At 43.9% G+C, this 21919-nt stretch carries 23 protein-coding genes (1 of these 23 running past the window's edge); 14 read left to right on the top strand and 9 right to left on the bottom strand.

The annotated features are described in order from the left end of the window. Window positions 1-99 precede the first annotated feature (99 nt). The 3 genes from DFP75_RS06285 to DFP75_RS06275 are packed head-to-tail and all read left to right on the top strand — an operon-like array spanning window position 100 to window position 3300. On the top strand, window positions 100-783 hold the full coding sequence (locus tag DFP75_RS06285; protein ID WP_110573384.1) for a response regulator transcription factor: 684 nt from the start codon (window positions 100-102) through the stop codon (window positions 781-783). Then, on the top strand, window positions 746-2239 hold the full coding sequence (locus tag DFP75_RS06280; RefSeq protein WP_110573382.1) for a sensor histidine kinase: 1494 nt from the start codon (window positions 746-748) through the stop codon (window positions 2237-2239). Before DFP75_RS06285 ends, DFP75_RS06280 begins: the two co-directional genes overlap by 38 nt. Beyond that, window positions 2236-3300 carry an ABC transporter substrate-binding protein gene (locus tag DFP75_RS06275; RefSeq protein WP_110573379.1) on the top strand — a complete coding sequence of 355 codons (1065 nt, stop codon included), beginning with the start codon at window positions 2236-2238 and terminating at the stop codon, window positions 3298-3300. The genes DFP75_RS06280 and DFP75_RS06275 overlap by 4 nt, the downstream gene beginning before the upstream one ends. On the opposite strand, the gene DFP75_RS06270 is transcribed toward DFP75_RS06275, so the two are convergent. After that, the gene (locus tag DFP75_RS06270) at window positions 3297-4031 is read right to left on the bottom strand and encodes an AraC family transcriptional regulator (protein ID WP_245926994.1); all 735 of its coding nucleotides are present in this window, start codon (window positions 4029-4031) and stop codon (window positions 3297-3299) included. The two genes, DFP75_RS06275 and DFP75_RS06270, sit on opposite strands and share 4 nt — an antisense overlap. Window positions 4032-4161: 130 nt before the next feature. Between DFP75_RS06270 and DFP75_RS06265 the strand changes: the two genes are divergently transcribed. The 3 genes from DFP75_RS06265 to DFP75_RS06255 are packed head-to-tail and all read left to right on the top strand — an operon-like array spanning window position 4162 to window position 6120. Beyond that, the gene (locus DFP75_RS06265) at window positions 4162-4797 is read left to right on the top strand and encodes a methylamine utilization protein (protein ID WP_110573377.1); all 636 of its coding nucleotides are present in this window, start codon (window positions 4162-4164) and stop codon (window positions 4795-4797) included. Window positions 4798-4822: 25 nt separating this feature from the next. Continuing rightward, entirely contained in the window at window positions 4823-5695 is an 873-nt protein-coding gene (locus DFP75_RS06260) for a DUF3034 family protein (RefSeq protein WP_110573375.1), read from the top strand. Further along, on the top strand, window positions 5689-6120 hold the full coding sequence (locus tag DFP75_RS06255) for a group I truncated hemoglobin (RefSeq protein WP_110573373.1): 432 nt from the start codon (window positions 5689-5691) through the stop codon (window positions 6118-6120). The genes DFP75_RS06260 and DFP75_RS06255 overlap by 7 nt, the downstream gene beginning before the upstream one ends. A 65-nt stretch (window positions 6121-6185) precedes the next feature. Here the strand turns inward: DFP75_RS06255 and DFP75_RS06250 are convergent, their stop codons facing one another. Next, a complete protein-coding gene (locus tag DFP75_RS06250) occupies window positions 6186-7055 on the bottom strand; it encodes a mechanosensitive ion channel family protein (RefSeq protein WP_217494968.1) in 870 nt (289 codons plus the stop codon). A 194-nt stretch (window positions 7056-7249) separates the two neighbouring features. Here DFP75_RS06250 and DFP75_RS06245 point away from each other — a divergent pair, with 194 nt between their 5' ends. After that, window positions 7250-7525: a hypothetical protein gene (locus tag DFP75_RS06245; protein WP_110573368.1), complete on the top strand. Its 276-nt coding sequence runs from the start codon at window positions 7250-7252 to the stop codon at window positions 7523-7525. Between the two features lie 116 nt (window positions 7526-7641). On the opposite strand, the gene DFP75_RS06240 is transcribed toward DFP75_RS06245, so the two are convergent. Next, on the bottom strand, window positions 7642-9120 hold the full coding sequence (locus tag DFP75_RS06240) for a RimK family protein (RefSeq protein WP_110573366.1): 1479 nt from the start codon (window positions 9118-9120) through the stop codon (window positions 7642-7644). 419 nt (window positions 9121-9539) lie between these two features. On the opposite strand from DFP75_RS06240, the gene DFP75_RS06235 reads away from it, so the two are divergent. Further along, the gene (locus tag DFP75_RS06235; RefSeq protein ID WP_110573364.1) at window positions 9540-10691 is read left to right on the top strand and encodes a GNAT family N-acetyltransferase/peptidase C39 family protein; all 1152 of its coding nucleotides are present in this window, start codon (window positions 9540-9542) and stop codon (window positions 10689-10691) included. Window positions 10692-10867: 176 nt separating this feature from the next. After that, window positions 10868-11935 (top strand): threonine aldolase family protein, encoded by a 1068-nt coding sequence (locus tag DFP75_RS06230; RefSeq protein ID WP_110573362.1) that lies wholly within the window; start codon window positions 10868-10870, stop codon window positions 11933-11935. Between the two features lie 5 nt (window positions 11936-11940). On the opposite strand, the gene DFP75_RS06225 is transcribed toward DFP75_RS06230, so the two are convergent. Continuing rightward, window positions 11941-12762, bottom strand: a complete 822-nt coding sequence (locus DFP75_RS06225) for an AraC family transcriptional regulator (RefSeq protein WP_110573360.1) — start codon at window positions 12760-12762, stop codon at window positions 11941-11943. A gap of 183 nt (window positions 12763-12945) precedes the next feature. Between DFP75_RS06225 and DFP75_RS06220 the strand changes: the two genes are divergently transcribed. From DFP75_RS06220 to DFP75_RS06205, 4 genes are all read left to right on the top strand, one after another. Beyond that, entirely contained in the window at window positions 12946-13884 is a 939-nt protein-coding gene (locus tag DFP75_RS06220; RefSeq protein WP_110573358.1) for an SPFH domain-containing protein, read from the top strand. A 2-nt stretch (window positions 13885-13886) separates the two neighbouring features. Beyond that, window positions 13887-14348: an NfeD family protein gene (locus tag DFP75_RS06215; protein WP_110573356.1), complete on the top strand. Its 462-nt coding sequence runs from the start codon at window positions 13887-13889 to the stop codon at window positions 14346-14348. A gap of 146 nt (window positions 14349-14494) precedes the next feature. Next, window positions 14495-14710, top strand: coding sequence for an addiction module protein (locus tag DFP75_RS06210; RefSeq protein WP_110573354.1), 216 nt, complete (start codon window positions 14495-14497; stop codon window positions 14708-14710). A 6-nt stretch (window positions 14711-14716) separates the two neighbouring features. Next, window positions 14717-15010 (top strand): type II toxin-antitoxin system RelE/ParE family toxin, encoded by a 294-nt coding sequence (locus tag DFP75_RS06205; RefSeq protein WP_110573352.1) that lies wholly within the window; start codon window positions 14717-14719, stop codon window positions 15008-15010. Here the strand turns inward: DFP75_RS06205 and arsJ are convergent. The 5 genes from arsJ to DFP75_RS06180 form a co-directional block, all read right to left on the bottom strand. After that, on the bottom strand, window positions 15007-16233 hold the full coding sequence (arsJ, locus tag DFP75_RS06200; RefSeq protein ID WP_110573350.1) for an organoarsenical effux MFS transporter ArsJ: 1227 nt from the start codon (window positions 16231-16233) through the stop codon (window positions 15007-15009). The two genes, DFP75_RS06205 and arsJ, sit on opposite strands and share 4 nt — an antisense overlap. A 30-nt stretch (window positions 16234-16263) precedes the next feature. Next, window positions 16264-17280 (bottom strand): ArsJ-associated glyceraldehyde-3-phosphate dehydrogenase, encoded by a 1017-nt coding sequence (locus tag DFP75_RS06195; protein WP_110573348.1) that lies wholly within the window; start codon window positions 17278-17280, stop codon window positions 16264-16266. A 30-nt stretch (window positions 17281-17310) separates the two neighbouring features. After that, the gene (locus tag DFP75_RS06190; RefSeq protein ID WP_110573346.1) at window positions 17311-17655 is read right to left on the bottom strand and encodes a metalloregulator ArsR/SmtB family transcription factor; all 345 of its coding nucleotides are present in this window, start codon (window positions 17653-17655) and stop codon (window positions 17311-17313) included. Between the two features lie 204 nt (window positions 17656-17859). Next, the gene (locus DFP75_RS06185; protein ID WP_110573343.1) at window positions 17860-18711 is read right to left on the bottom strand and encodes a universal stress protein; all 852 of its coding nucleotides are present in this window, start codon (window positions 18709-18711) and stop codon (window positions 17860-17862) included. Between the two features lie 88 nt (window positions 18712-18799). Further along, window positions 18800-20290: a SulP family inorganic anion transporter gene (locus DFP75_RS06180; protein WP_110573341.1), complete on the bottom strand. Its 1491-nt coding sequence runs from the start codon at window positions 20288-20290 to the stop codon at window positions 18800-18802. Between the two features lie 455 nt (window positions 20291-20745). Between DFP75_RS06180 and DFP75_RS06175 the strand changes: the two genes are divergently transcribed. Next, window positions 20746-21919, top strand: partial view of a retention module-containing protein gene (locus tag DFP75_RS06175; RefSeq protein ID WP_110573339.1) — the beginning only. Its footprint extends 5720 nt past the window's final position; only the first 1174 of its 6894 coding nucleotides appear in the window; it begins with the start codon at window positions 20746-20748; its stop codon lies beyond the right edge, outside the window.

The raw sequence follows: 21919 nt of genomic DNA, 5'->3' as shown, positions 1-21919 counted from the left end.
GCCCTGTAATACTGTTAGTGATTTACAACAAAATTCGAGTAGCGTCCGCTGCTCGGATTTTGTTGTTTCTACAATAATAAAATCGATGGCCAAAAGATTATGCGAATTCTAGTCGTAGAAGATACTCAGGTATTAGGGCAAGCAATCTGTGAGCGGTTGACTAGCTTAGGGCACGCTGTGGACCTAATAGGCGATGGCAAACGAGCCGATGAATTACTCAAATACCAATCGGTTGATTTGATCTTGCTAGACCTTAATTTGCCGGGACTGTCTGGGTTGCAGTTGCTACAGAAATTGCGCCAGCGTGAAGACGATACGCCAATATTAATCTTAACCGCACGTGATCAAATAGAAGACCGCATTCGCCTTTTAGATGAAGGGGCGGATGATTATTTAACTAAGCCTTTTGACTTCGGTGAGCTTGAAGCCCGTTGCCGTGCTTTGTTGCGTCGTAAACAAGGTTATGCCGCCAATGTCACCGAACACGGCAACATACAGGTTAATCGTGACAGCCGTCAGGTGTTTATCGACGGTGAGTTAACCGCCATTACTAACCGAGAATTTCGATTGCTTGAAATCTTTTTAGGTCATCTTGGGCGCGTGTTGAGTAAAGACGAGATAACAGATCACTTATTTAACTTTGACGAACCGCCAGGCCCGAATGCTATTGAACTTTATGTGGGGCGTCTAAGAAAGAAAATGATAAAAGGCGATTTAGCCATAAATACCTTAAGAGGAATTGGTTATGTGGCAGAAATCACTAAATCACCAAAACCTCAGTGAAGAAGAGGAACAAAGCGCATTAAGAAAAGCGCCGTCGTTACGCTTTCGTTTTATTCTCACGGGGTTTCTGGTGATTGGGGTTATTGCCAGTTTGGCCATTAACTTGATTTTTGATTATAGCCAAAAGTTAGCCGATTTATCTTACGACCGTTTATTGCGCAGCGCCTTACTGCAAATGGATGAAAATGTTGGCTTAATGCGCAACGAAGTCAGCATCGATATTCCATGGTCGGCTTTTGCTACGTTAGCACAAGCCGACGAGGATAGAGTATTTTATAAAGTAGAGAGCCTTGAGCAGGGCTTTATCACGGGGTATCAAGATTTAAACAGTGAACCGCCTCAGCCACCAGTACTTGATCAAATGCAGTTCTATAACCAAGAATATTCTGGTGAAATGGTGCGTTTTGCTTGGATTCAACGTCACCTTACTGACCCTGAAACCGCGAAAACGGTGCGTATCGTATTAGGGCAGACTCGACTATCAAGAGAAGAAATGGCGTCTTCTATTACGCAGAAAGCTGTTGAAGTCGTGGTGTTTATTGCCTTAGTGGCCATTACCTTAATTATTATTGGTAGTCATCTTGTGTTGCGACCTTTGCATCGTATCGAGCGAGCATTAGAAGAGCGTGCCATGGGGGATCTCACGCCCATTGAGATTAATACTCCAAAAGAAACCCACCATTTAAAAGTCGCCATTAATCATTTTATGGCTCGATTGCAAACCAACTTAGAGCAATTAGAAAATTATACGGCGGATGCGGCGCATCAGTTACGCACACCTTTAGCTAGCTTAAAAGCCTTGGCGGAAAATGCCCGTGACATTACTTCGGCTGATCCACACTCCACGGACCTTGATTCTTCTGAGCGTCAATATCAGGCATTGGATAATATTGTGAAGCAATGCGATGCCTTAAGCCAAACCGTGACCTTATTACTAAACCAAGCGGTGGTTTCGCATCGTTTGCAAACACACAGATTGGAACCTATTGATTTGCTGCCGCCTATTACTGCGTCTTGTCGGGAGCAGGCGGTAACGGCTTTGCATAAGGGCGTTCGTCTTTCTTTTGATTGTGATTTGAAAGAAACGATGATTTTAGGGGATGCTTTTTCTATTCAGCAAATGATGCAAAACCTCATCGAAAATGCGGTGCGATACAGTGCTTTGGACGCACAAAATGACACGGAAGTGATCGTGCAAGTAAGTGAGTTTGAACGCTTTTATCGGATTAAGGTGATTGATTATGGTGACGGTATTCCGGACTTAGAAAAAGAGCGTGTGTTCGAACGTTTTTATCGCGGACGTTATGACATTGCAGGTAGTGGTGTTGGTTTGGCGATGGTAAAAGACATTGTCGACCATCATTCAGCACGCATTGAAATAGTGGACACGGAACCAAAAGGGACGACATTTCAGGTGGATTTCGCTAAGTTTCAATACCATGAGGGTGTTTTATGAGGCAGGCTTTTTGGGGCTTTATGCTCATTGTCAGTATGTTTGTCGGAAAAGCATGGGCGACAGAAACGGTTTGGTTTGGTAACAGTGCCGCAACGCGTGTTTTGTATATTAACTCTGCGTTAGATTTGGCCTCGTTCGAACCGATTTTGCATGAATTTGTTGCTCAGTATCCTTACATAAAAGTGGCTTATCATGATGTTAATACTTTAGATTTGTATCATCTTACGATTAAGGAACATAAAAAGCCTAAAGCGAGTCTGGTTATTAGTAGTGCGATGGACTTGCATTTAAAGTTAGTCAACGATGGCTATGCACAAAGTTATCAGTCGAGCTTTACTGACCGTTTGCCTGATAGTTTTAAATGGCGCAACCAGTTGTTTGCTTTTTCACTTGAGCCGATTGTTATGCTCGTGAACAAAAATGCTTTTCCGGGAGAGATGCCTGAAGACCGCCAGTCTTTATTGCAGACAATTCGGCAAAATGAAAAGGTGATGACCAAGCGCATAGGAACTTATGACATTCGACAGAGCGGTGTGGGGTATTTGTTGGCGAGTCAAGACGCCCGCCAAGCCGATGTTACTTGGGGACGTTTACTCGAAGCGTTCGGTAGCCATGATGTACAAACTTATTGCTGCACTCATGACATTATTGATGATGTAGCATCGGGGAAATTGGTGTTGGGTTATAACTTGCTGGGGTCTTATGCTTCACAAAGAGCACAAGATGATGACAGGTTGAAAATGATCTTGCCAAAAGATTATACCCTGATGCTAATGCGTGCTGCCTTAATTCCGAAAGGCGCGCCTAATGCGGAAGATGCAGGTTTGTTTTTGGACTTTTTGTTGTCGGATAACTCGCAAAAAATGATGCAAAATCAAGGCTTGCTGTTTCCTATTTGGCCGGATTTAAACAACCAAAATGATCCCTTTGTTGTCAATGCTCCTGGCCCTACAGGGGTTATTGAGCTTGATCAGCAGCTGTTGGTTGGCAGGGATTACGCAAAGCAGAAGCGTTTTATTCGTAACTGGGAAATGGCGTTAGAAATTAGTGACGAAGATTAAGCAGACGCCTTACTGTTTCGATAGCGGCCTGGAGTGATGTTGTAGTGCTTGATAAACAGACGCACTAGGGCGCTGGCATCGCTTATTCCGACCTTGTCGGCAATGTAGTCGAGGCTTTTATTGCTAGATGTTAGCCACAATTTTGCCTCACAGAGACGGCGTTGAAGCAGATATTGTTTGGGTGTCATGCCGATGTGTCGCTTGAAAAGAACAGAAAGCTGGCTGCTACTTAAATGAACAGACTCAGCGAGTTCAGCAAGACTCCAGGCATTTTGAAAATGGTAATCCAAGTGGTGTTTTGCTTTTGCCAAGCGCGCATCGGCTTTTGCTATTTTTTCTTGGGGAATAGGCAGTAAGTGCTCTAACAAGTTTAACGCTTGATGAGTTTTAAGCTCATTGTTGGGTTCGGCTGCTAAACTGGCTAGGAAGGGTAAGTAGGCGGTTGTTTGCGCTGATAGCTCCACAAAACTGCGTTCGCTTTGAATACTGTCATCCCAAACGGGTAGAGCATTCAGTATCAAACAATGGTTGTTTTCTCTGGCTAGGTGAGTATGGGCTTGATTGGACGAAATCATGCAAGCCTGTCCAAACTGAACGGCCTGCTGGGTATTTTCCACTTCCAATATCAGTCGTCCAGACAATGGTAAAACAATTTGAGTGTGGTTATGTAAGTGAGCCTTGTCTGTGTCTTTATAGGAAATTACTTCTATATGTTCACGTATTGTTTCCATTTGTTAACACCTGCTTTTACTTTAACCCGAGGAAAGATTAATAACGTATAATCATCTAACCTAGCTAGATGATCAGTATATTAAAGACGACACAATAAAAGCAAAGCAGATTAAACCAAAAGGAAATAAGATGCGCTATTTGATCGCTCTAATGTTTTTTTTATCTCTCTCCAATGCGCGTGCAGAGATTACGTTAACGGTTTTGGATCAAGATAATCTTCCTGTCGATGATGCTGTTATTACTGTTCCTCAGCAATTCATAGGTACGCCTAATAAAGTCGCGGTGATGGATCAAGTTAATGAGTCATTTGTACCGCGTGTATTGGTTGTGCAAAAAGGCCAATACGTTAGCTTTCCGAACAGTGATGACATAAGACACCACGTATACAGCTTTTCTCAACCTAAGTCTTTCGAGATCAAGCTTTATAAAGGCACTGCAATTGAGCCAATACTGTTTGATAAGCCTGGTTTAGTGGTGCTTGGCTGTAACATACACGATGACATGATTGGCTACATTATTGTCGCGGACAATGCTTTAGTGTTTAAAACAGACGAAAATGGTCAAGTTACACTACCGGTAAAAAAAGGTGACAAGATTTCCTTGTGGACAGAAAGAACGCTACAAGGCATCGATGTTGCAGTACCTATTACCATTACTGGTGAAGCAGAACAGAGTATTACGATGGAACTATTACCGCCACCGATCGAGATGATGGATCACGGCAGTATGACTAAGGGATTTGGAAAACCGAAATGGTCAAACTAGAGATGACTAAAAACAGCAGGCATTTATGAGCAGTAAAGTAGTAAAGGCGACAGCGGCAGGGTGCGTTATTTTTCTTGCATCACCGAGTATGGCGGCTGAGGGCAAAATATTAGCGACAGCAGGTCTTTCCCAATTAGAGGGTAGTGGTGGTGGCGGTCTCACTCCATGGGCAACCCTCGCCGGTTATGACAGCCGAGATGAAACAGCCGCATCGTTTTTTATGACCGATGTAAACGTCAGTGATTATCGCTTGAGCTCTATTGGTGTGGCGACAAGCTTTTATGACAGAGTGGAGTTGAGTCTTGCTCAGCAGACTTTTGTGCTGCCTGCTTCTTTGATCACCGGATTAAGCCTAAGTTCTGAACAAATTAAACAGGATGTTGTTGGTGTTAAAGTGCGTTTATATGGCGATGCTGTGTATTCCGCCTATCCTCAAGTCAGTGTCGGTTTACAGCATAAGCAACTAGACAGTGATTTTGTGGCATCGTATCTAGGTGCAAAAGATGACAGCGGTACGGACTTGTACGCTTCTGCTACGAAAGTACATTTAGGTGCGGTTGCTGGTTATAACCTAGTTTGGAACGTGACTGCTCGTGCAACCAAAGCCAATGAAATGGGGTTGTTAGGTTTTGGCGGTCCAGATAACAACGACTATCAGATCATGATGGAAGGCAGTGTGGGTGTGCTGTTGTCACCAAATTGGGTGGTAGGCATGGAATATCGCCAGAAGCCAAGCAATTTATCTAGTGTTGAAGAAGACAATTGGACTGATGTGTTCGTCAGCTATATGCCGAACAAAAGCGTTAATATCACCACCGCTTATGTTGATCTAGGCACAGTGGCGACGAAGAAAGATCAAAAAGGCGTTTATTTATCCATGACGGGGTACTTATGGTAAACCTAGTAAAAGCATCGTTTTTGGCGTTGAGTCTGTTTTTGGTCGCTTGTGCAGCACCAAGCAAAGCTCCGCAAAGTTTGTACGATGAAATTGGCGGAGCGCCAACCATAGAAGCGATTACAGAAAACTTTATTAATGAAGTCAGCTTTAATGAAACCATCTATCGCTATTTTGAGAAGACGAACATCACTCGATTTCGTGAGAAGTTCAACGAGCACCTTTGTGTGACTACCGGCGGCCCTTGTACTTACACCGGCGACACTATGTTAAGAGTGCATCAAGGTAAAAATATCAATGAAGCTGACTTCAACACCACAGTTGATCTATTGGTAAACGCCATGGAAAAAGCAGGCTTGACTTACCCGCAGCAAAATCAAGTGTTAAAAGTGCTCGCACCGATGCGAGATGAGATGCTTTATAAGTAAAACCTTCCGGGAATTATAGATATAAAAAACGACCTGTGTCGTTTTTTATATCGTTTCGATGGGTATTAAGCCTCGCTTTTAAGCAGCTTCAAGCTGCCATCGATATGAACATCCCTTTGAGGGTAAGCGATGACGATCTCGTTATCGGCGAGCAGTTCATCTAGGCGAAAACGAACGTTACTTTTCGCCATGCGTAATCCGCCTTCCACGTTGGACTGTATCCAAAAATTCACTTCAAAAATAAGTGCGTTATCACCGAAGTCTTCAAAAATAACTTGTGGCGGCGGATTGTTTAAAACGCCATCTTGCTCCTCAACCGCTTGAAGAATCAACTCAGCTACTTTTTTTGCAGGGGAACCGTAAGCAACGCCTATTTTGACTGACGTACGCATCAGCTTATCGACCAAGGTCCAGTTCACAATCGTGTTCTCTAGTAGTTTACTGTTGGGAATCAGCATGTGAACACCATCCGTGCGACGGAATCGCGTCGAGCGAGTGTTGATTTCCTCTACGACGCCTTTGGCATTTTCGACTTCTAAAAAGTCACCGATACGTATTGGCTTTTCCCACATCAAAATCCATCCACTGATGAAATTGTTGATGATGTTTTGTGCACCGAAGCCAAAGCCAATAGCAATCGCACCAGATAAAAAGGCAAAGGCTGTAATAGGCACATTAATAATGTCCAATACAGTGATTACTATAATACTGATCGCAATGGCATATAACAGGCGACGAACAAGGTGAATGATGTTCGGATCAGCATTGCGTTTGGTTAACTTTGTTGTTAGAAAACGCACTAAATACTTCGTTGCCCAAAAACCAACCAAGGCCATTGCAGGGATAAGTAGCACCCCACCGACCGTCATGGAATGACCTGCAATACTGAAAAACTCGTAGCTTAACATTCCTTTTATTTGTTCTATGTTTACCAAGGTCTTGCTCCTAACATTCGATCTGGGTATTAAATACTATTTCAGCGATATTCGCCTTATGAAAATGTAGGCTGAATATCGCTGCTTTTGATTGGCCTATGTGATCTCTAGATAAGTAGATCCATAGGATGAAATAAATGCTACATTGCTTTTTTCCTCAATGGTGAGGAGTGTACTTCTAAAAAGGTATTATTTTGAAAGTCACTTTGTCTATCAGTGCTCAACAACTTGCTTGGTTAGTTGTTACCATTATTTTGGGGGTGACGATCGCTTATTGGTATACAGGTTGGCCTGTGATTGCTGCGTATTTCGGTATTCCATCAGGCATTGTAAGCGCTTTAGGGTTCTTTTTAGTTGATAAATTTTTCCTGAAATATGTACAAAGCTTGTTAAAGCGTTTTTTATTAAGAGTGCTGTTTATGTTTGTAATTTCAGTGGCTGTCTTTGCAATGTTTGTGCTTTTAAAGTGATTATCTAGTCAAAAAACAACCCCATCCTCCGCCTTCCCCTTAAAGACAAAAGAGGAAGGGGCTAAATAAAAAGGCGACTCATGAGTCGCCTTTCGTGTTTCTATTGTGCTTGGTTATCAAGCGTGAACGTCGCCGCGTTTCATCTGCATACGACGTAGGAATTCCGACATGATTTGCATGTAGAGTTCATCACCTAGGTATTTGTCTTCTACACCGCGGTCGATGCTTGGGTTGTCGTTCACTTCGATCACGTAGCCGCGGCCGTTGATTTCTTTCACATCTACACCGTATAGGCCTTCACCAATTGGTTTGGTGGCAGCGATGGCGGCTTGTAGCACGCGTCGTGGCACTTCGAAGGTGGGTAACGTATCAAAGCCACCACTTTTGCTTTTGCTGCCTGTGTGTTGGTAAATCTGCCAGTGATTTTTCACCATGTAGTAACGGCATGCAAAGATGGGTTTGTTGTTCAGTACGCCGATACGCCAGTCGAATTCTGTGTATAGATATTCTTGTACCAATAGCAAAGACGATTTTTTAAACAAGGTGTTTAAGCTTTCTGTTAATGCTTCTCGGTTTTCGGCTTTGATCACGCCTTTAGAAAAGGCGCCATCTGGAATTTTCACCACCATTGGGTAGCTTATGACGGCTTCCAATGCGTCTTCTACGTTGTCTTCACCTTTATGTACAATGCGAGTTTTAGGGCTAGGTACTTTGTGGGTGTTGAATAAGTCTGCTAAGTAGACTTTGTTGGTACAGCGCATGATGGATTGTGGATCGTCCATAACAACTAAGCCAAGGCCTTCGGCTTTTTTGGCAAAGCGGTAGGTGTGATGGTCGATGTTGGTGGTTTCACGAATAAACAAACCATCGTATTCAGGAAGACGCATAATGTCTTTTGGACCTATGGTGTCAACGTGAATGCCAAGTTGTTTACCGGCTTGGATAAACTTTTTAATCGCTTGGTCATCACTTGGCGGCATGGCTTCTTCTGGGTTGACCAAAATTGCCATGTCGAATTTCGCGGCGCGTTGAATGCGGCCTTTGCTCCATACCTTGTTGCTAAAGGCTTCAAGTGATTCGGCGAATAATGTTTCTTCGGCGTCGTTCAGCTTACTTTGCGATGTAGAGAAAAGCGCCGTGACTTGCCATTCTTTGCGGAATTTCAACGTCACTTCCAATACAGGGCTTGGGAAGCTTTCGAATAGTTTGCGTGCAAATTCCTTCATTTCTGGATGAATCGTTTTGCCGAATACGCAGTGAAATTTCATTTCCATTGGCGCTTCTGGTTTCGCCAGCTTTTTCGCAAGCAATGGTAACCACTGAGAGATTTCCAGCTCATAAAGGTCTTTTTTGCTTAAGTCGTTAAGCACGCGTACGGAAGGCATAACGTGATGGCCACGGCTTTCTGCCAACAGCGAGCAGTAATACCCATCAGAGAGGTATTTGCTGCTTTTACATAGGTTGATGATGCGTGTGCGTCCTTGGCTTTTTGTCGCGGCCAAGTTTAGGTATTGAGTAAAAGTGATCACTCGATCACTCGGTAAAAACGCGGACCAATCTTTGGCTTGATCAACAACAATGTAAGTCTGTGACATTGGCTATGCTTTTCCTTTTGCTTAAAAAAATCATTGTGCGTGTTTAAACGTTATTGCAAAAAAAGTGGGTAAAAAGAGCCCTCAATTTGTGCGGATAATGCGCTTGTTTTGCTAATTTAACAATAGTCTAAAAAAAACTTTTCGCGACTACTGCGCTTGCTAATACTTTGTTAAAACTAGACTCGAAAATGCTCATTTATAAAACATAAACTCCGCTTTCTCGTCTATTTTTGCCTCGTCTTAACTTCGCTCGTGACATCGTGAATAAGTTTTTTGCATGAAAAAATAAAATGTTTTTTTGATGAAAAAATAGGCTATCTTTTAGGTAAGTTTCGCCCTAGAATGCGCGAAAATTTCCATCGTTAAACTGCTTTCAGTTTTACGATCCTAACGACCTTTTGCCCTTCAGAGGCGATGTAATGATCACAAGCTCGGTTCCCCGTTCTTCCGTAACTATTGATATACGTTTAGCTAGTATAGACGATTTAAAGGCATTGCTCGTTTTGGAGGGGAAGGCCTTTACTGGCGACCGTTTGAGTCGTCGTAGTTTTCGTCATGCAATTACGAGTTCGGGATCGGCATTATTTGTGGCGAAACAGGAGGAAGGCGAGCTGTTGGGTTATGCCTTGTTGCATTTGCGCCAAGGTACTCATTTGGCGCGCTTGTATTCGCTTGCGGTTTCGCCAGAAGCCCGAGGTCTTGGGATCGGTAAATTGTTGATTGAAGCCTGTGAGAAAAAAGCTCTGAAAAAAGGCAAGATGTTGTTGCGTTTGGAAGTCAGTGATGTGAATCATAATGCCATCGCCTTATATCAAAAGATGGGTTACAAGGAGTTTGGTCATTATGATGCTTATTACGAAGATCAAACCGATGCGATTCGTATGCAGAAACGTTTGCGTCATGCGGGTGACGAACAAACTACGCGTGCCATTCCATGGTTAGCGCAAGGCACGCCGTTTACATGTGGCCCTGCGTCCTTGCAAATGGTGCTGTCGTCAATGCATCCTGAGTACCAAGCCACTCCAGAAGATGAATTAGAAATTTGGCGTGAAGCAACGACAATTTTTATGACATCGGGTCATGGTGGTTGTCATCCTATGGGGTTGGGATTGGCTGCGAAGAAACGTGGTTTGTCAGCGGATGTTTGGTTGAGCGAAGAGGGGCCTTTATTTGTTGATAGCGTGCGAAATGAGTTGAAAAAAGAGGTTATCACTCGCGTGCATCAAAGTTTTGCTAAACAGTGTGAGAATGCTGGCGTGCCTTTGCATTATAGCGCCATGCCGTTAGAACAATTGATCGAAGCGTTTGATTCTGGCGCTTTGGCGATTATCTTGATCAGTACCTTCCGTATGGATGGAAAAAAGTCTCCTCATTGGGTGGTGATGTCTGGTTACGATGAGCATTGTATTCTCGTCCATGACCCTGATTTAGACGATGATAAAAAATTACCGGATGATCCACCAAGCCCGTTGGATTGTCAGTTTGTGCCGATTGCCCGTGATGAGTTCGAAAAAATGTCACGCTTTGGACAAAGTCGTCTGCAAGCGACCGTGGTGCTCAGGGCGCAATAAGTCCGTTTTTCACAATGTCACTTTGCTCACACCTTCCTCGTATCTTCTTTTCGACACGGTAAAAGAAGATCCCTTTTTGTTTTTTTCCTTCTGCACAAAAATCCAAGTGCTTATTTTTAAAGTCTGTCATGATAATACCCATCGATCTTGAACCGTTTTATTTAAGGAGTAGTTCAATGAAAGTTGCGTTTACAAGTGACAATATTGCTGGTGCGTCAGATTCTGTATTTAAAGCCATGATGGAAGCAGCACAAGGTGATGTGATGCCATATGGGAATGATGATGGCACGGCGCAAGTCACGCGTATGTTGTCGGAGCTTTTCGAATGCGATGTGGATGTCTTTTTGGTTTCTACAGGAACAGCAGCGAATGTGTTGAGCATCAGTGCGTTTACGCCGCCTTGGGGCAGTGTGTTGTGTCACTCTGAAAGTCATTTATTGAATGACGAATGTACCGCACCGGAGTTTTATACCAATGGCGCACGTTTTGTCGGTATCGGTGGCGAAGATGCCAAGATGGATCCTATTCAGCTACAAAAAATGGTCAATCAAAAAGTCGGTGATGTCCATTCTTGTCAGCCAGCTGTGGTTAGCCTTTCGCAAGTGACGGAAGTGGGCAGTGTCTATTCATTAGAGGAAATTCGAGCCATTACCGATGTGGCAAAGGTTGCCGGTTTGCCTGTTCACATGGACGGTGCGCGTTTTGCAAATGCCTTGCTTGCCTTGGGTTGTTCGCCAGCCGAAATGACACGGAGAGCGGGTGTGGATATTGTGTCTTTTGGCGCGACGAAAAACGGCGTGATGGCAGCAGAAGCCATTGTAGTGTTCAAGCAATCCCTTGAAAGTAAAGGCATTTCCAGCGAGAAAGTGGCGAAAGAGTTGGGTTATCGTCGTAAACGCGGTGGGCATTTGCATTCGAAAATGCGTTTGTTGTCTTCGCAGATGATTGCTTATTTGACCGACGATTTGTGGCGCACGAATGCGGCTCATGCCAATGGAATGATGGCTTTGTTGCAAGAAGGACTAAAAACCGTTCCCGGCGTGAAGATCAATACACCCGCTCAGGCGAATATGTTGTTTTGTACCTTGCCATTGCCAATGATTGATCATTTGCAGGCGGAAGGTTTTGGTTTTTACGGCGGTCGTTGGGAGGAAGGTGTGATCCGGTTGGTGACATCGTTCAGAACCCCAAAAGAAGGCGTTGAAGCGTTTATTGCGTCAGCGAAGGCGTTTGCTGGGCAATAATTTTGCTAAGAGCGATAGCTTGATGGTGCAACGCCAAAGGCTTGTTTAAACGCTCGATTAAAGTGGCTCTGATCATAAAAACCGACATCGGCGGCGATGTCGGTGATCATTGCATTGGGTTTGGCCAATTGTGCGCAAGCTCGTTCTAATCTTAGGCGCATCAGCCAAGCGTGTGGCGCTAATCCGGTTTGTTTTTGGAAGCGTCGAATAAATTGAAAGCGCGTTAACCCGCATAGTTCTGCTAGGTCATTTAACGATATTTTGCTAGCAAGGTTTGCTTCGCAATACTCTCTGATGTTGTGTATTTGCTGATTTGTTAGGCCAAATGTCTCTAGGCTTAGTGGCTTTTTCTCTGCCGCCAACAGTAAATTTGATAGTGCATTGGTCCATAAACTGTCTTTGTGAAGCTGGCTGGCGTATTGGCATGGGTCGAATGCCTGGGCAAGCTGTAAAAATGAACGGTGGTGTGTGGGCTGATCGATTATCGATGGGGCAAGTTGGAGATGGGTCTCTCTGTCTTGGCTATCGAGCAAAGTGGCTTGTATTAACTTTGCGGGAACCCGAAAGGTTTTTAAATGTCTTATTCTATTGTCTCTACCTGAACCATCGTGGACTTCTCCTGGTGGCATTAAGCAAATTTTTCCTGGCACTAGGTCCAGTGTTTTATGCTGAACTTTTTGATGTTGCGAACCTTGGGTCAAAAGCCCTATGTGATAATCTAAATGATAATGTGGCTGAAAATGGAACTCTGTGAGCGTTGCTGCACTGATAACTAGGCCTGGCAACTCTTCAATATGTTGATAGCGAAAGGATTCAGTGCTCGACATCGTGCAAAGGTCTCATGGCTTCTTTGGATAATCTCGTATTGTTGGTGACTTTTGCTCATCAACAGTGCTTACTATGTTAGCGATAAATCTGTCGTTACGCTTGTATTTTTGTGCGCTGTGAATCACAGCAGTGAGAAAAGGGTACAAGTTGAGTGTGTACTGAAAAATTAAGGATTCATTGTTATGGAAGAGTTACTTAGCTATATATTAAGCGTTCAAACTCTGGTGCTTGTGCTGGTGGTTGTGCTGCTAAAAACCTCAATTAAGTTTGTGCCTCAGAATCAGGCATACGTCATTGAGCGTTTTGGTAAATACCAATCAACCAAAGAGGCAGGGTTAAACTTCATATTGCCTTTTATTGACCGTATTTCTGCTGATCGTTCTTTAAAAGAGCAAGCGGTGGATGTGCCAGAACAGAGTGCAATTACGAAAGACAATATTTCTTTGCACGTGGATGGCGTGTTGTATTTCCGCGTATTAGATCCGTACAAAGCGACTTACGGTGTGGACGATTATGTCTTCGCTGTGACTCAGTTAGCGCAAACAACCATGCGTTCTGAGTTAGGTAAGATGGAATTGGATAAAACGTTCGAAGAGCGTGATGTGCTGAATACAAATATTGTGGCGTCGATTAACGATGCGGCAGGCCCTTGGGGTATTCAAGTATTGCGTTACGAAATAAAAGACATTGTGCCACCACAGTCTGTGATGGAGGCCATGGAAGCCCAGATGAAAGCGGAACGTGTGAAGCGTGCGCAAATTTTGGAGTCCGAAGGCGATCGCCAGGCAGCGATTAACCGCGCAGAAGGTGAAAAAGCGTCCGTGGTTCTAGCGGCAGAAGCCGATAAGGAAGAGCAAGTGTTGCGTGCCGAAGGTGAAGCAAAAGCCATCGTTGCGGTGGCATCTGCACAAGCGGAAGCGCTTCGCCAAGTGGGTGAAGCGGCGGCGACTGAAGAAGGTCAAAAAGCCATTCAGTTGGATCTTGCGAGCAAGGCTATTGAAGCGAAACGCGCGATTGCTAAAGAGTCTTCTGTTGTCTTGTTGCCTGATGGCGCGACAGAGCCGTCTGCAGTGGTAGCGCAAGCCATGACCATTATTCAGCAAATGACAAAAGGGAGCTAAGTATGGATATCATTGCCAATAATCTTGCCCAGAGCTTGTTTATTGTTGGTTTGATTCTATTGGTTGTCGAAGTGACGGTGCTTGGTTTTTCTACCTTCGTATTGTTCTTTGTTGGCTTAGCGGCCATGGCAACAGGCGCTTTGGTTTATGTAGGCGTATTGCCTAATAGCTTGCTGAGTGCGTCGTTTAGTACTGGTGTGATGACAGTATTGGCGGCGTTGGTGTTGTGGAAACCATTGAAGCGTATGCAGTCAAAGGTGAGTACAAAAAAGGCCAAAAGCGAATTCACGGATCACCAGTTTTATTTGAAAGAGTCTGTGTCGCCAACTCAGTCGCCTAAATACCATTATTCTGGTGTGGAATGGTCTTTGGTAAGCGAAGAGCCTATTGAAGCTGGTACGAAAGTGGAAGTGACCGAAGCTGAGGTAGGCAAATTACACATCAAAGCGATTAGCACTAAGTAAACGTATTTGGTTGTTGATTCAAGAAACGCCAAGTGTGTCGGTTGTAGCGCCGAACATGCTTGGCGTTTTTTTTATGGCTTTGGATGGGAGGCAAAAGCCAGCATTCAGTGATAGACTTGCTTTTAACTTGGATAGGAGTGATGCATATGTCTGACGCATTAAAAACCGTACTGGATAATATGGAGCTATTAACGCCTAGTGAAAAAGCTTTGGCAGCTCATTGTCTTTTGTCTTCTCTTGAAGGTGAGCCGAGTAATGATGTTGAGTCGGCTTGGTTAGCATTAGCAGAAAATCGCAGCAATGCTTTGTTATCTGGCGATGTAAAGGCAGTACGCTGGGAGGAGATTAAGGCCAAGTTATAAAATAATATGTTGAATTTAACCTTTCACCCTGATGTCAGTCTGGAAATTAAATCCTCCTATGATTGGTATCAACTCCAAGCCAAAGGGCTTGGTGATGATTTTATTAAAGAGCTTGAATCTGCATTCAAAACCATTCTGGCGCTTCCTCGAACTTGGCCCAAGTTCGGTGCAAATCATCATAGATTTTTATTATCTCGTTTTCCTTTCTCTGTCATTTATCAAGTACATTCAGATAACCTTTATGTGGTTGCCATCATGCATAACAGTAAAAATCCGGGTTATTGGTTGAAAAGAGGTTAATTGGTGTTTTCTGAACTGGTGATTTTTTGCGGCAACCAGAATGAAATAACACTGGCAAGTATAAGAAAACCGCAAGATACCCAAAGACAGGCAATTAGCCCAAAATCTTGATAAATCCAACCCGATAGCATCGTTCCGATGAGACGTCCCATGGCATTAGCCATGTAGTAAAAGCCCACGTCTAAGGAGACGCCATCTTCGCTAGCGTAATGAACGATCAAGTAGCTGTGCAAAGAAGAGTTAACCGCAAACACTACGCCAAATAGTATGAGTCCGCTCAATAAAATCCATAATGCCTGATCTACGCTTTCTAAGCCAATGGCGATCGTTGCTGGAATGGCTGCAAGCAGTATTGCCCAGAATTTGGCTTGTGCGCCTGTTGGTGCTTGTTGCTTTGTTTTTCCCGTTATGTGTGGCGCAAGGCTTTGGACTATGCCGTAGCCGATGACCCACAAGGCTAGAAAGCTACCGACACGCCAATGATCCCATCCAAATTGGCTCGACAAATACACTGGAACGGCAATGACAAACCACACATCCCGAGCGCCAAACAAAAAGAGCCGTGCTGCCGAAAGAATGTTGATTTCAGTACTCTTGGAAAACATTTGTGAGAATTTCGGTTTGTTTTTTGCCTTGCCTAAATCTGCTCTTAATAGATAGAGGCTGGCGAGCCAAACTATAGCCAGAGCAATCGCCATGGCTAAAATAGCGTTATGAAATCCAATAGTACTGAGTAGAAAACCACCAAGGAAAAATCCTACGCCCTTGAGTGCATTTTTTGACCCGGTCAATAGGGCGACCCATTTGTATAAGGTGCCGCTGGCGTTTTTAGGAACAAGCGTTTTTATGGCGCTCTTTGCACTCATTTTGTTGAGATCTTTGGCAATACCAGACAAGGCCTGTGCCGCCATCACCCAAGGGATGGTTAAAAAGCTAGCGGGTAGGAGGAGCATAGATAAAGCAATGACTTGCATAGCAAGGCCAATATTCATGGTGCGGTTGAGGCCCCATTTTGCACCAAGCCAGCCACCAAACAAGTTGGTGATCACGCCAAAAAATTCGTAAAACAAGAAGAGCAAAGCGATGTCTAATGCGCCATAGCCAAGCTGGTGGAAGTACAACACAACCAACATGCGCAACGCGCCATCGGTAAGAGTAAAACTCCAGTAATTACCAGTAACAATAAGGTACTGACGAACGCTTTTAGAAAGATGTGACAGCATGTGTATTTTCGCTTTGCTCTATTCTTTGTTTTAAATGGCTTTGTCTAGTGTGCCGACTTTACGCATGAGTTCTGCTGTGCGGTTAGCGTAGCCCCATTCGTTGTCGTACCAGACGTAAAGCTTCACTTGTGTGCCGTTAATTACCATGGTGCTAGGAGCATCGATAATGCTTGATCTCGGGTCGGTTTTGTAATCGATTGACACGAGAGGGCGTTCTTCATAACCCAGAATATTTTTTAGCGGACCGCTTTCACTGGCTGCTTTTAATACTTGATTGATTTCTTGTTCGTCTGTGGCGCGGTTCATTTCAAATACGCAGTCGGTGAGCGAGGCGTTGGTTAATGGGACTCGCACGGCATGGCCGTTTAATTTGCCTTTTAGCTCTGGAAAAATGTGGGTTATGGCGGTAGCCGAGCCTGTGGTGGTTGGAATCAAGCTGGTGCCACAAGCGCGTGCGCGGCGCAGGTCTTTGTGTGGTGCATCGATGATGGTTTGCGTATTTGTAATATCATGAATGGTCGTCATGGAGCCGTGTTTAATGCCAATACTTTCTTGTAGTACTTTGACTACAGGCGCTAGGCAGTTTGTTGTGCAAGAAGCGGCGGTCACGATTTTATGTAAGCTAGGGTTGTAGTCGTTATCGTTAACGCCCATCACTACGTTGAGTACGCCGTCTTCTTTGACAGGGGCGGTGACCACGACACGTTTTACACCTTGATCCAAATAGGCTTGAAGTAAGGCTTTGGTCTTCATTACACCAGAGGCTTCAATCACTACATCGCACTGAGACCAGTCAGTATCGTTAATGTTTTTATTTTGTGTACAGGTAATGGTTTTCCCGTTGATGATGATTGCATTGTCTTTGCTGGTCGCTTCGTTGTGCCAGCGACCATGAACTGAGTCGAAGTTAACTAAATGGGCAAGCGTTGCGGCATCACCTTTCAGGTCGTTGATTTGCACAAACTCCACATCGTCCCAGTCAAAGGCGGCACGAAAAGACAGTCGACCCATACGGCCAAAGCCGTTTATTCCTACTTTAATAGTCATGTTTTTCTCTCAAGTACTTAATGAATATGATTAGCAGCATGATCCGGTGCGTTGTGGCCTGCCACCCATGGTTTCGAGCTGATCGATATTGTTTTTTAGCCACAAGATTTGGTTGTCTAATGTGGTTTGTAAAACATGCTTCGACCAATTAGGAAGTTCGGGGTGAAGTTGATAAAACACCCATTGCCCTTGTCGTCGGTCGCTCAAAATGCCGTTTTTACGTAATTGGGCAAGATGGCGGGATATTTTGGGTTGTGTTTCATTGAGCGCTTCAGTTAGCTCACAAACACAGAGCTCTTGATATTGGGTAATTAATAACAAACAGCGCAAGCGTGTGTCATCGGCAAGGGACTTGTAAAAATGATCGGGTGTCATAGTAGAAAATGCATCAATGAATGTTGTTTAGATTGTATGTGGTAAATCATATATATGCAAAACCGTATATGGTGTTTTCTAGATGTTTAATAAAAAATTCATCTAGTGGTTTTGTCGGAAATAAAAGAGATTGAGAGCTAAGAAAAAAGGGCAACTTCTAAGAAGTTGCCCTTGATGGATGCTGAATTGTGAGGCTGAAGCCGTTTAACGCAGTATCAAAAGTGGAATGTCACTTTCTATGATCATCTTACTGGTGTTGCTGCCTACGAAAAACTGACGAACTTTAGAATGGGCGTAGGCGCCCATAGCCATAAGTTCAATCTGATTTTCTTCACGATACTGAGTCAACACAGGGTAGATTTTGCCAGGTATGATTGTTGCTGTGACCTCAAAACCTTCTTCTTCTAAAATACGTTGCGCTTCTTTAAGCTTACTACGTCTTTCTTCTGTTGCTTCACCTGCCATTACTAGATGGCAAGGTAAGCCCAGTAGAAGAGGGCTTTGTGCAATGCGAGCAATAGCATTGTCAGCTGCTTCACGACCATCGTAAGCAATCATGAAGTTTTTCGGTGCTTTAAATTGCCCGACAGTGATCAATATAGGACGATGAGAGGTGCGCGCTACCCGCTCAATATGAGAGCCAATCGTATGTGAGCTTTGAGTATGATCGCTACCACTTCGCCCAATGACTATTAGGCGGGTTTCTTCTTCAACGTCAGAGAGGCTTTCAATTAAGTCGCCATGGCGCTGCAAGAGTTCAATTTGCTTGGCACCAGCTTGGTGAGCAAACTCTTTAGCGTTTTCCAGTACAAGCTTACCATGCTCAAGAGCTAGCTTGGCGCGCTTTTCATCAAGTGTAATAAGCTCTTCTAGTAAGTGTTCACGGCTGCCTACACCAATGGAACCTGAAAGATCGTCATTGGTCCTAGCCTCTTCTTTTTCTAAGGAGTGCATCAAGGTTAATGGTGAGCCCATTTGTTTGGCCGCCCACACAGATGCGGTAGTGACGCACTCAGATAGAGAAGAACCATCAATACAAGCTATTACATTTTTCATGTTGCACTCCTTGTGAGGAGCTAGCCACGACGACCAGTTTTGCGAGTCACGTCGTGAATAGCTCTATTTTTATTGTTTCGATGTGCTTTTAATGGCCGCCCATTACTTTTTCGACTTCTTCTGGGTTGTTGTGAACCCCAAATTTATCGACAACTGTCGCACTTGCTTCATTCATTCCAACAAGCTCTACTTGAGCGCCTTCACGACGGAATTTGATGACGACCTTATCCAATGCTGATACCGCCGTAATGTCCCAAAAGTGTGCTTCAGTTAAATCAATCGTAACCTTTTCAACCGCTTCTTTAAAATCAAAAGCGGCATTAAATTGATCTGACGACGCAAAAAATACTTGTCCAATAACTTTATAAGTGCGGTGACCCGCTTTATCGCCTTTCTCGCTTTTCACGACCATAAAGCGACCAACTTTGTTTGCAAAGAACAAAGACGCTAAAAGAACGCCGACAAGAACACCGATCGCTAAGTTATGAGTGGCAACCACGATAGAAACTGTGGCCAACATGACAATATTAGTCGATAGTGGGTGTTTATTCAGGTTGATGACAGATTCCCAAGAGAAAGTACCAATAGATACCATGATCATGACTGCAACCAGTGCGGCCATTGGGATTTGACCAATCAAATCGTCTAAGAACACCACCATGATCAATAATAAGAAACCAGCGATAAAAGTGGATAGGCGGCCACGGCCACCAGATTTAACATTAATAACCGACTGACCAATCATGGCACAACCAGCCATGCCGCCCATTAAACTTGAACCAATATTGGCAATACCTTGGCCTTTACATTCACGGTTTTTATCACTGCTCGTATCGGTGAAATCATCAACAATAGTTGCAGTCATCATCGATTCCAATAAGCCAACAACAGCTAGGCCAATAGAGTAAGGTAATATGATCATTAAGGTTTCAAGACTTAACGGCACATCTGGCCACAAAAATATAGGTAGGGTATCTGGTAGTTCACCCATATCGGCAACGGTACGAATGTCTAGCCCATAAAACATGGAAAATGCAGTAAGTAGCACTATGCATACTAATGGGGAAGGAAGTGCTTTACCAATGGTAGGAAGTAGTGGAAATAGATAAATAATGCCCAAACCTACTGCCGTCATGGCGTATACATGCCAAGTCACGTTTGTCAGTTCTGGAAGTTGCGCCATAAAAATTAAAATGGCTAAGGCATTAACAAAACCGGTTACTACTGATCGAGAAACAAACCGCATTAAGGATCCAAGTTTTAAATACCCTGCGATAATCTGAATAACCCCTGTCAGCAAACTGGCAGCTAATAGATATTCTAGACCGTGATCTTTTACCAAGGTCACCATTAATAGCGCCATTGCACCCGTTGCAGCAGAGATCATGCCTGGGCGGCCACCGACAAATGAAATAATCACGGCGATACAAAAGGATGCGTACAAGCCCACTTTAGGGTCAACGCCCGCGATGATCGAAAATGCAATAGCTTCGGGTATTAATGCCAAAGCCACTACCGTGCCAGCGAGAGAGTCGCCCTTAATGTTTGAGAACCAGTCCCGTTTAATTGTATCGATCATGTATTACCTTCTGAATAAATTTGAACAAGTAAGCTGCAATTAAGTGGTGTTAGCACTTGTTTAACTGGCTTTTTCTTAGTTAACCGTTTCATAAAAAGTTCGGAGTTTCGTGCCATGGCTAGGATAAGTACAAACCATCCCTATAAGGCTCGTTGAGTGAGCTATTAGCTCGGGGTAGACAATGGGGAACATTTTGTAACCTTGATTAAGGTCGGTCCCCAAAATTGCAAAAATTATAAAGAGTTGGGTTGTGTATGGCAACGATAACAAGAGAGAAGATCTAGGCAGATAGAGGGTAGTTTTGTAAAAGCACGCTATAAAACCTACAAGTAGGCAAAAAAAGTGGTCTTACTGTACCAAGGTACAATAGCAAGCTGGACTTTTATTATCTATCTTGTGATTAATCATAAAACTATTTTCGGCTTCATAAAGTCTTCTTATTTAAGGTAAGCATCATGAGCGACAGTCAAACATCCTTCGCCACAATTGGTAATGTAATCGGTACTATCGCCAAGCTATCAGGTTCGGTAACGATTCAATCCATTGATGGGCAAGAGCGAGTTGCCAAAATTGGCGACCCGATATTCTTTGGTGAAACCGTTGTGACTGGCGCTAATTCTAGCGTGACTATCGCTTTCAACGATGGCTCCGAGGTGGTGATTGGTAGCGACTCGGTTGTCGAAATTACCGATGAAATCTATAACACTGGCGATAATGAGGACCTTGTCGCTGACTCCACTGCAGATATAGACGCTTTACAAGCAGCAATTTTATCTGGTGATGACCCAACCTTAATTCAAGAGGCTCCTGCTGCTGGTGAGTCTCAAACAGAAGAGCAAGACCGTGTCGATGTTGATATTGACCGTAATGATAATAGTGCTCTTCCTACATTTGGTGCAGACTCGTTCGGCACTCTGCCAACTTATGGTTACGACACTAATAATGGCAGCGGCGGACAAACAAATCAGAATCAATATTCAGCTCCTTCTAGTTCAGCTAGGGCGGCTGATGAGACTACAACTCCCCCTTCATTAACTCCAGCTGTTGGTAGAATAACTGTTTCTGATATCACTTCGGATGACATTATTAATGCCCAAGAAGCGGCATCTAATATTACCGTATTTGGTCGAGTAACTGGGGATGTCAAAAACGGCGATATTGTTACATTGACGGTCAATGGTAAAGAATACACAGGTGTTGTAACAAATCGTCAATATAGCATTTCTGTATCAGGGGCTGATTTAGCGAATGACCCTGATAGAAAAGTGGATGTTAGTGTAACTGTTACAAACGCTTCGGGTAGTTCCTTATTAGTAACTGGTAGCTCTAGCTATCAAGTCGATCTAGAAGCCCAAGCAGGTACAGTAACGGTAGATAATATTACCGAAGATGATGTATTAAATGCGGCTGAAGCCAAAGATACAGTGACTGTGACAGGTTCTGCATCAGGTGGTGATATTTCGGTTGGTGACAAAGTATCTTTAGAAATTAATGGCAAGATTTATACCGCCACAGTTTTGGCTGGTGGTACATGGACAGTGAATGTTGCGGGTGCAGACCTTGCGGCGGACACCGAGTTCGAGGTTGTCGTGACGTCTTCAGACGCGGCTGGAAACACAGTCGAGAGCA

The sequence above is a fragment of the Marinomonas alcarazii genome, assembly GCF_003208215.1.
GTDB classification, from domain to species: domain Bacteria; phylum Pseudomonadota; class Gammaproteobacteria; order Pseudomonadales; family Marinomonadaceae; genus Marinomonas; species Marinomonas alcarazii.
The sequence above is the reverse complement of the archived record's forward strand: the minus strand, read 5'-3'. Positions and strand labels throughout refer to the sequence as shown.

Bases quoted from the DNA above. Each gene is read 5' to 3' on its own strand.
- DFP75_RS06285 (WP_110573384.1), top strand. From the start codon at position 100: ATGCGAATTCTAGTCGTAGAAGATACTCAGGTATTAGGGCAAGCAATC.
- DFP75_RS06280 (WP_110573382.1), top strand. From the start codon at position 746: ATGTGGCAGAAATCACTAAATCACCAAAACCTCAGTGAAGAAGAGGAA.
- DFP75_RS06275 (WP_110573379.1), top strand. From the start codon at position 2,236: ATGAGGCAGGCTTTTTGGGGCTTTATGCTCATTGTCAGTATGTTTGTC.
- DFP75_RS06270 (WP_245926994.1), bottom strand. From the start codon at position 4,031: ATGGAAACAATACGTGAACATATAGAAGTAATTTCCTATAAAGACACA.
- DFP75_RS06265 (WP_110573377.1), top strand. From the start codon at position 4,162: ATGCGCTATTTGATCGCTCTAATGTTTTTTTTATCTCTCTCCAATGCG.
- DFP75_RS06260 (WP_110573375.1), top strand. From the start codon at position 4,823: ATGAGCAGTAAAGTAGTAAAGGCGACAGCGGCAGGGTGCGTTATTTTT.
- DFP75_RS06255 (WP_110573373.1), top strand. From the start codon at position 5,689: ATGGTAAACCTAGTAAAAGCATCGTTTTTGGCGTTGAGTCTGTTTTTG.
- DFP75_RS06240 (WP_110573366.1), bottom strand. From the start codon at position 9,120: ATGTCACAGACTTACATTGTTGTTGATCAAGCCAAAGATTGGTCCGCG.
- DFP75_RS06235 (WP_110573364.1), top strand. From the start codon at position 9,540: ATGATCACAAGCTCGGTTCCCCGTTCTTCCGTAACTATTGATATACGT.
- DFP75_RS06230 (WP_110573362.1), top strand. From the start codon at position 10,868: ATGAAAGTTGCGTTTACAAGTGACAATATTGCTGGTGCGTCAGATTCT.
- DFP75_RS06225 (WP_110573360.1), bottom strand. From the start codon at position 12,762: ATGTCGAGCACTGAATCCTTTCGCTATCAACATATTGAAGAGTTGCCA.
- DFP75_RS06220 (WP_110573358.1), top strand. From the start codon at position 12,946: ATGGAAGAGTTACTTAGCTATATATTAAGCGTTCAAACTCTGGTGCTT.
- DFP75_RS06215 (WP_110573356.1), top strand. From the start codon at position 13,887: ATGGATATCATTGCCAATAATCTTGCCCAGAGCTTGTTTATTGTTGGT.
- DFP75_RS06210 (WP_110573354.1), top strand. From the start codon at position 14,495: ATGTCTGACGCATTAAAAACCGTACTGGATAATATGGAGCTATTAACG.
- DFP75_RS06205 (WP_110573352.1), top strand. From the start codon at position 14,717: ATGTTGAATTTAACCTTTCACCCTGATGTCAGTCTGGAAATTAAATCC.
- arsJ (WP_110573350.1), bottom strand. From the start codon at position 16,233: ATGCTGTCACATCTTTCTAAAAGCGTTCGTCAGTACCTTATTGTTACT.
- DFP75_RS06195 (WP_110573348.1), bottom strand. From the start codon at position 17,280: ATGACTATTAAAGTAGGAATAAACGGCTTTGGCCGTATGGGTCGACTG.
- DFP75_RS06190 (WP_110573346.1), bottom strand. From the start codon at position 17,655: ATGACACCCGATCATTTTTACAAGTCCCTTGCCGATGACACACGCTTG.
- DFP75_RS06185 (WP_110573343.1), bottom strand. From the start codon at position 18,711: ATGAAAAATGTAATAGCTTGTATTGATGGTTCTTCTCTATCTGAGTGC.
- DFP75_RS06180 (WP_110573341.1), bottom strand. From the start codon at position 20,290: ATGATCGATACAATTAAACGGGACTGGTTCTCAAACATTAAGGGCGAC.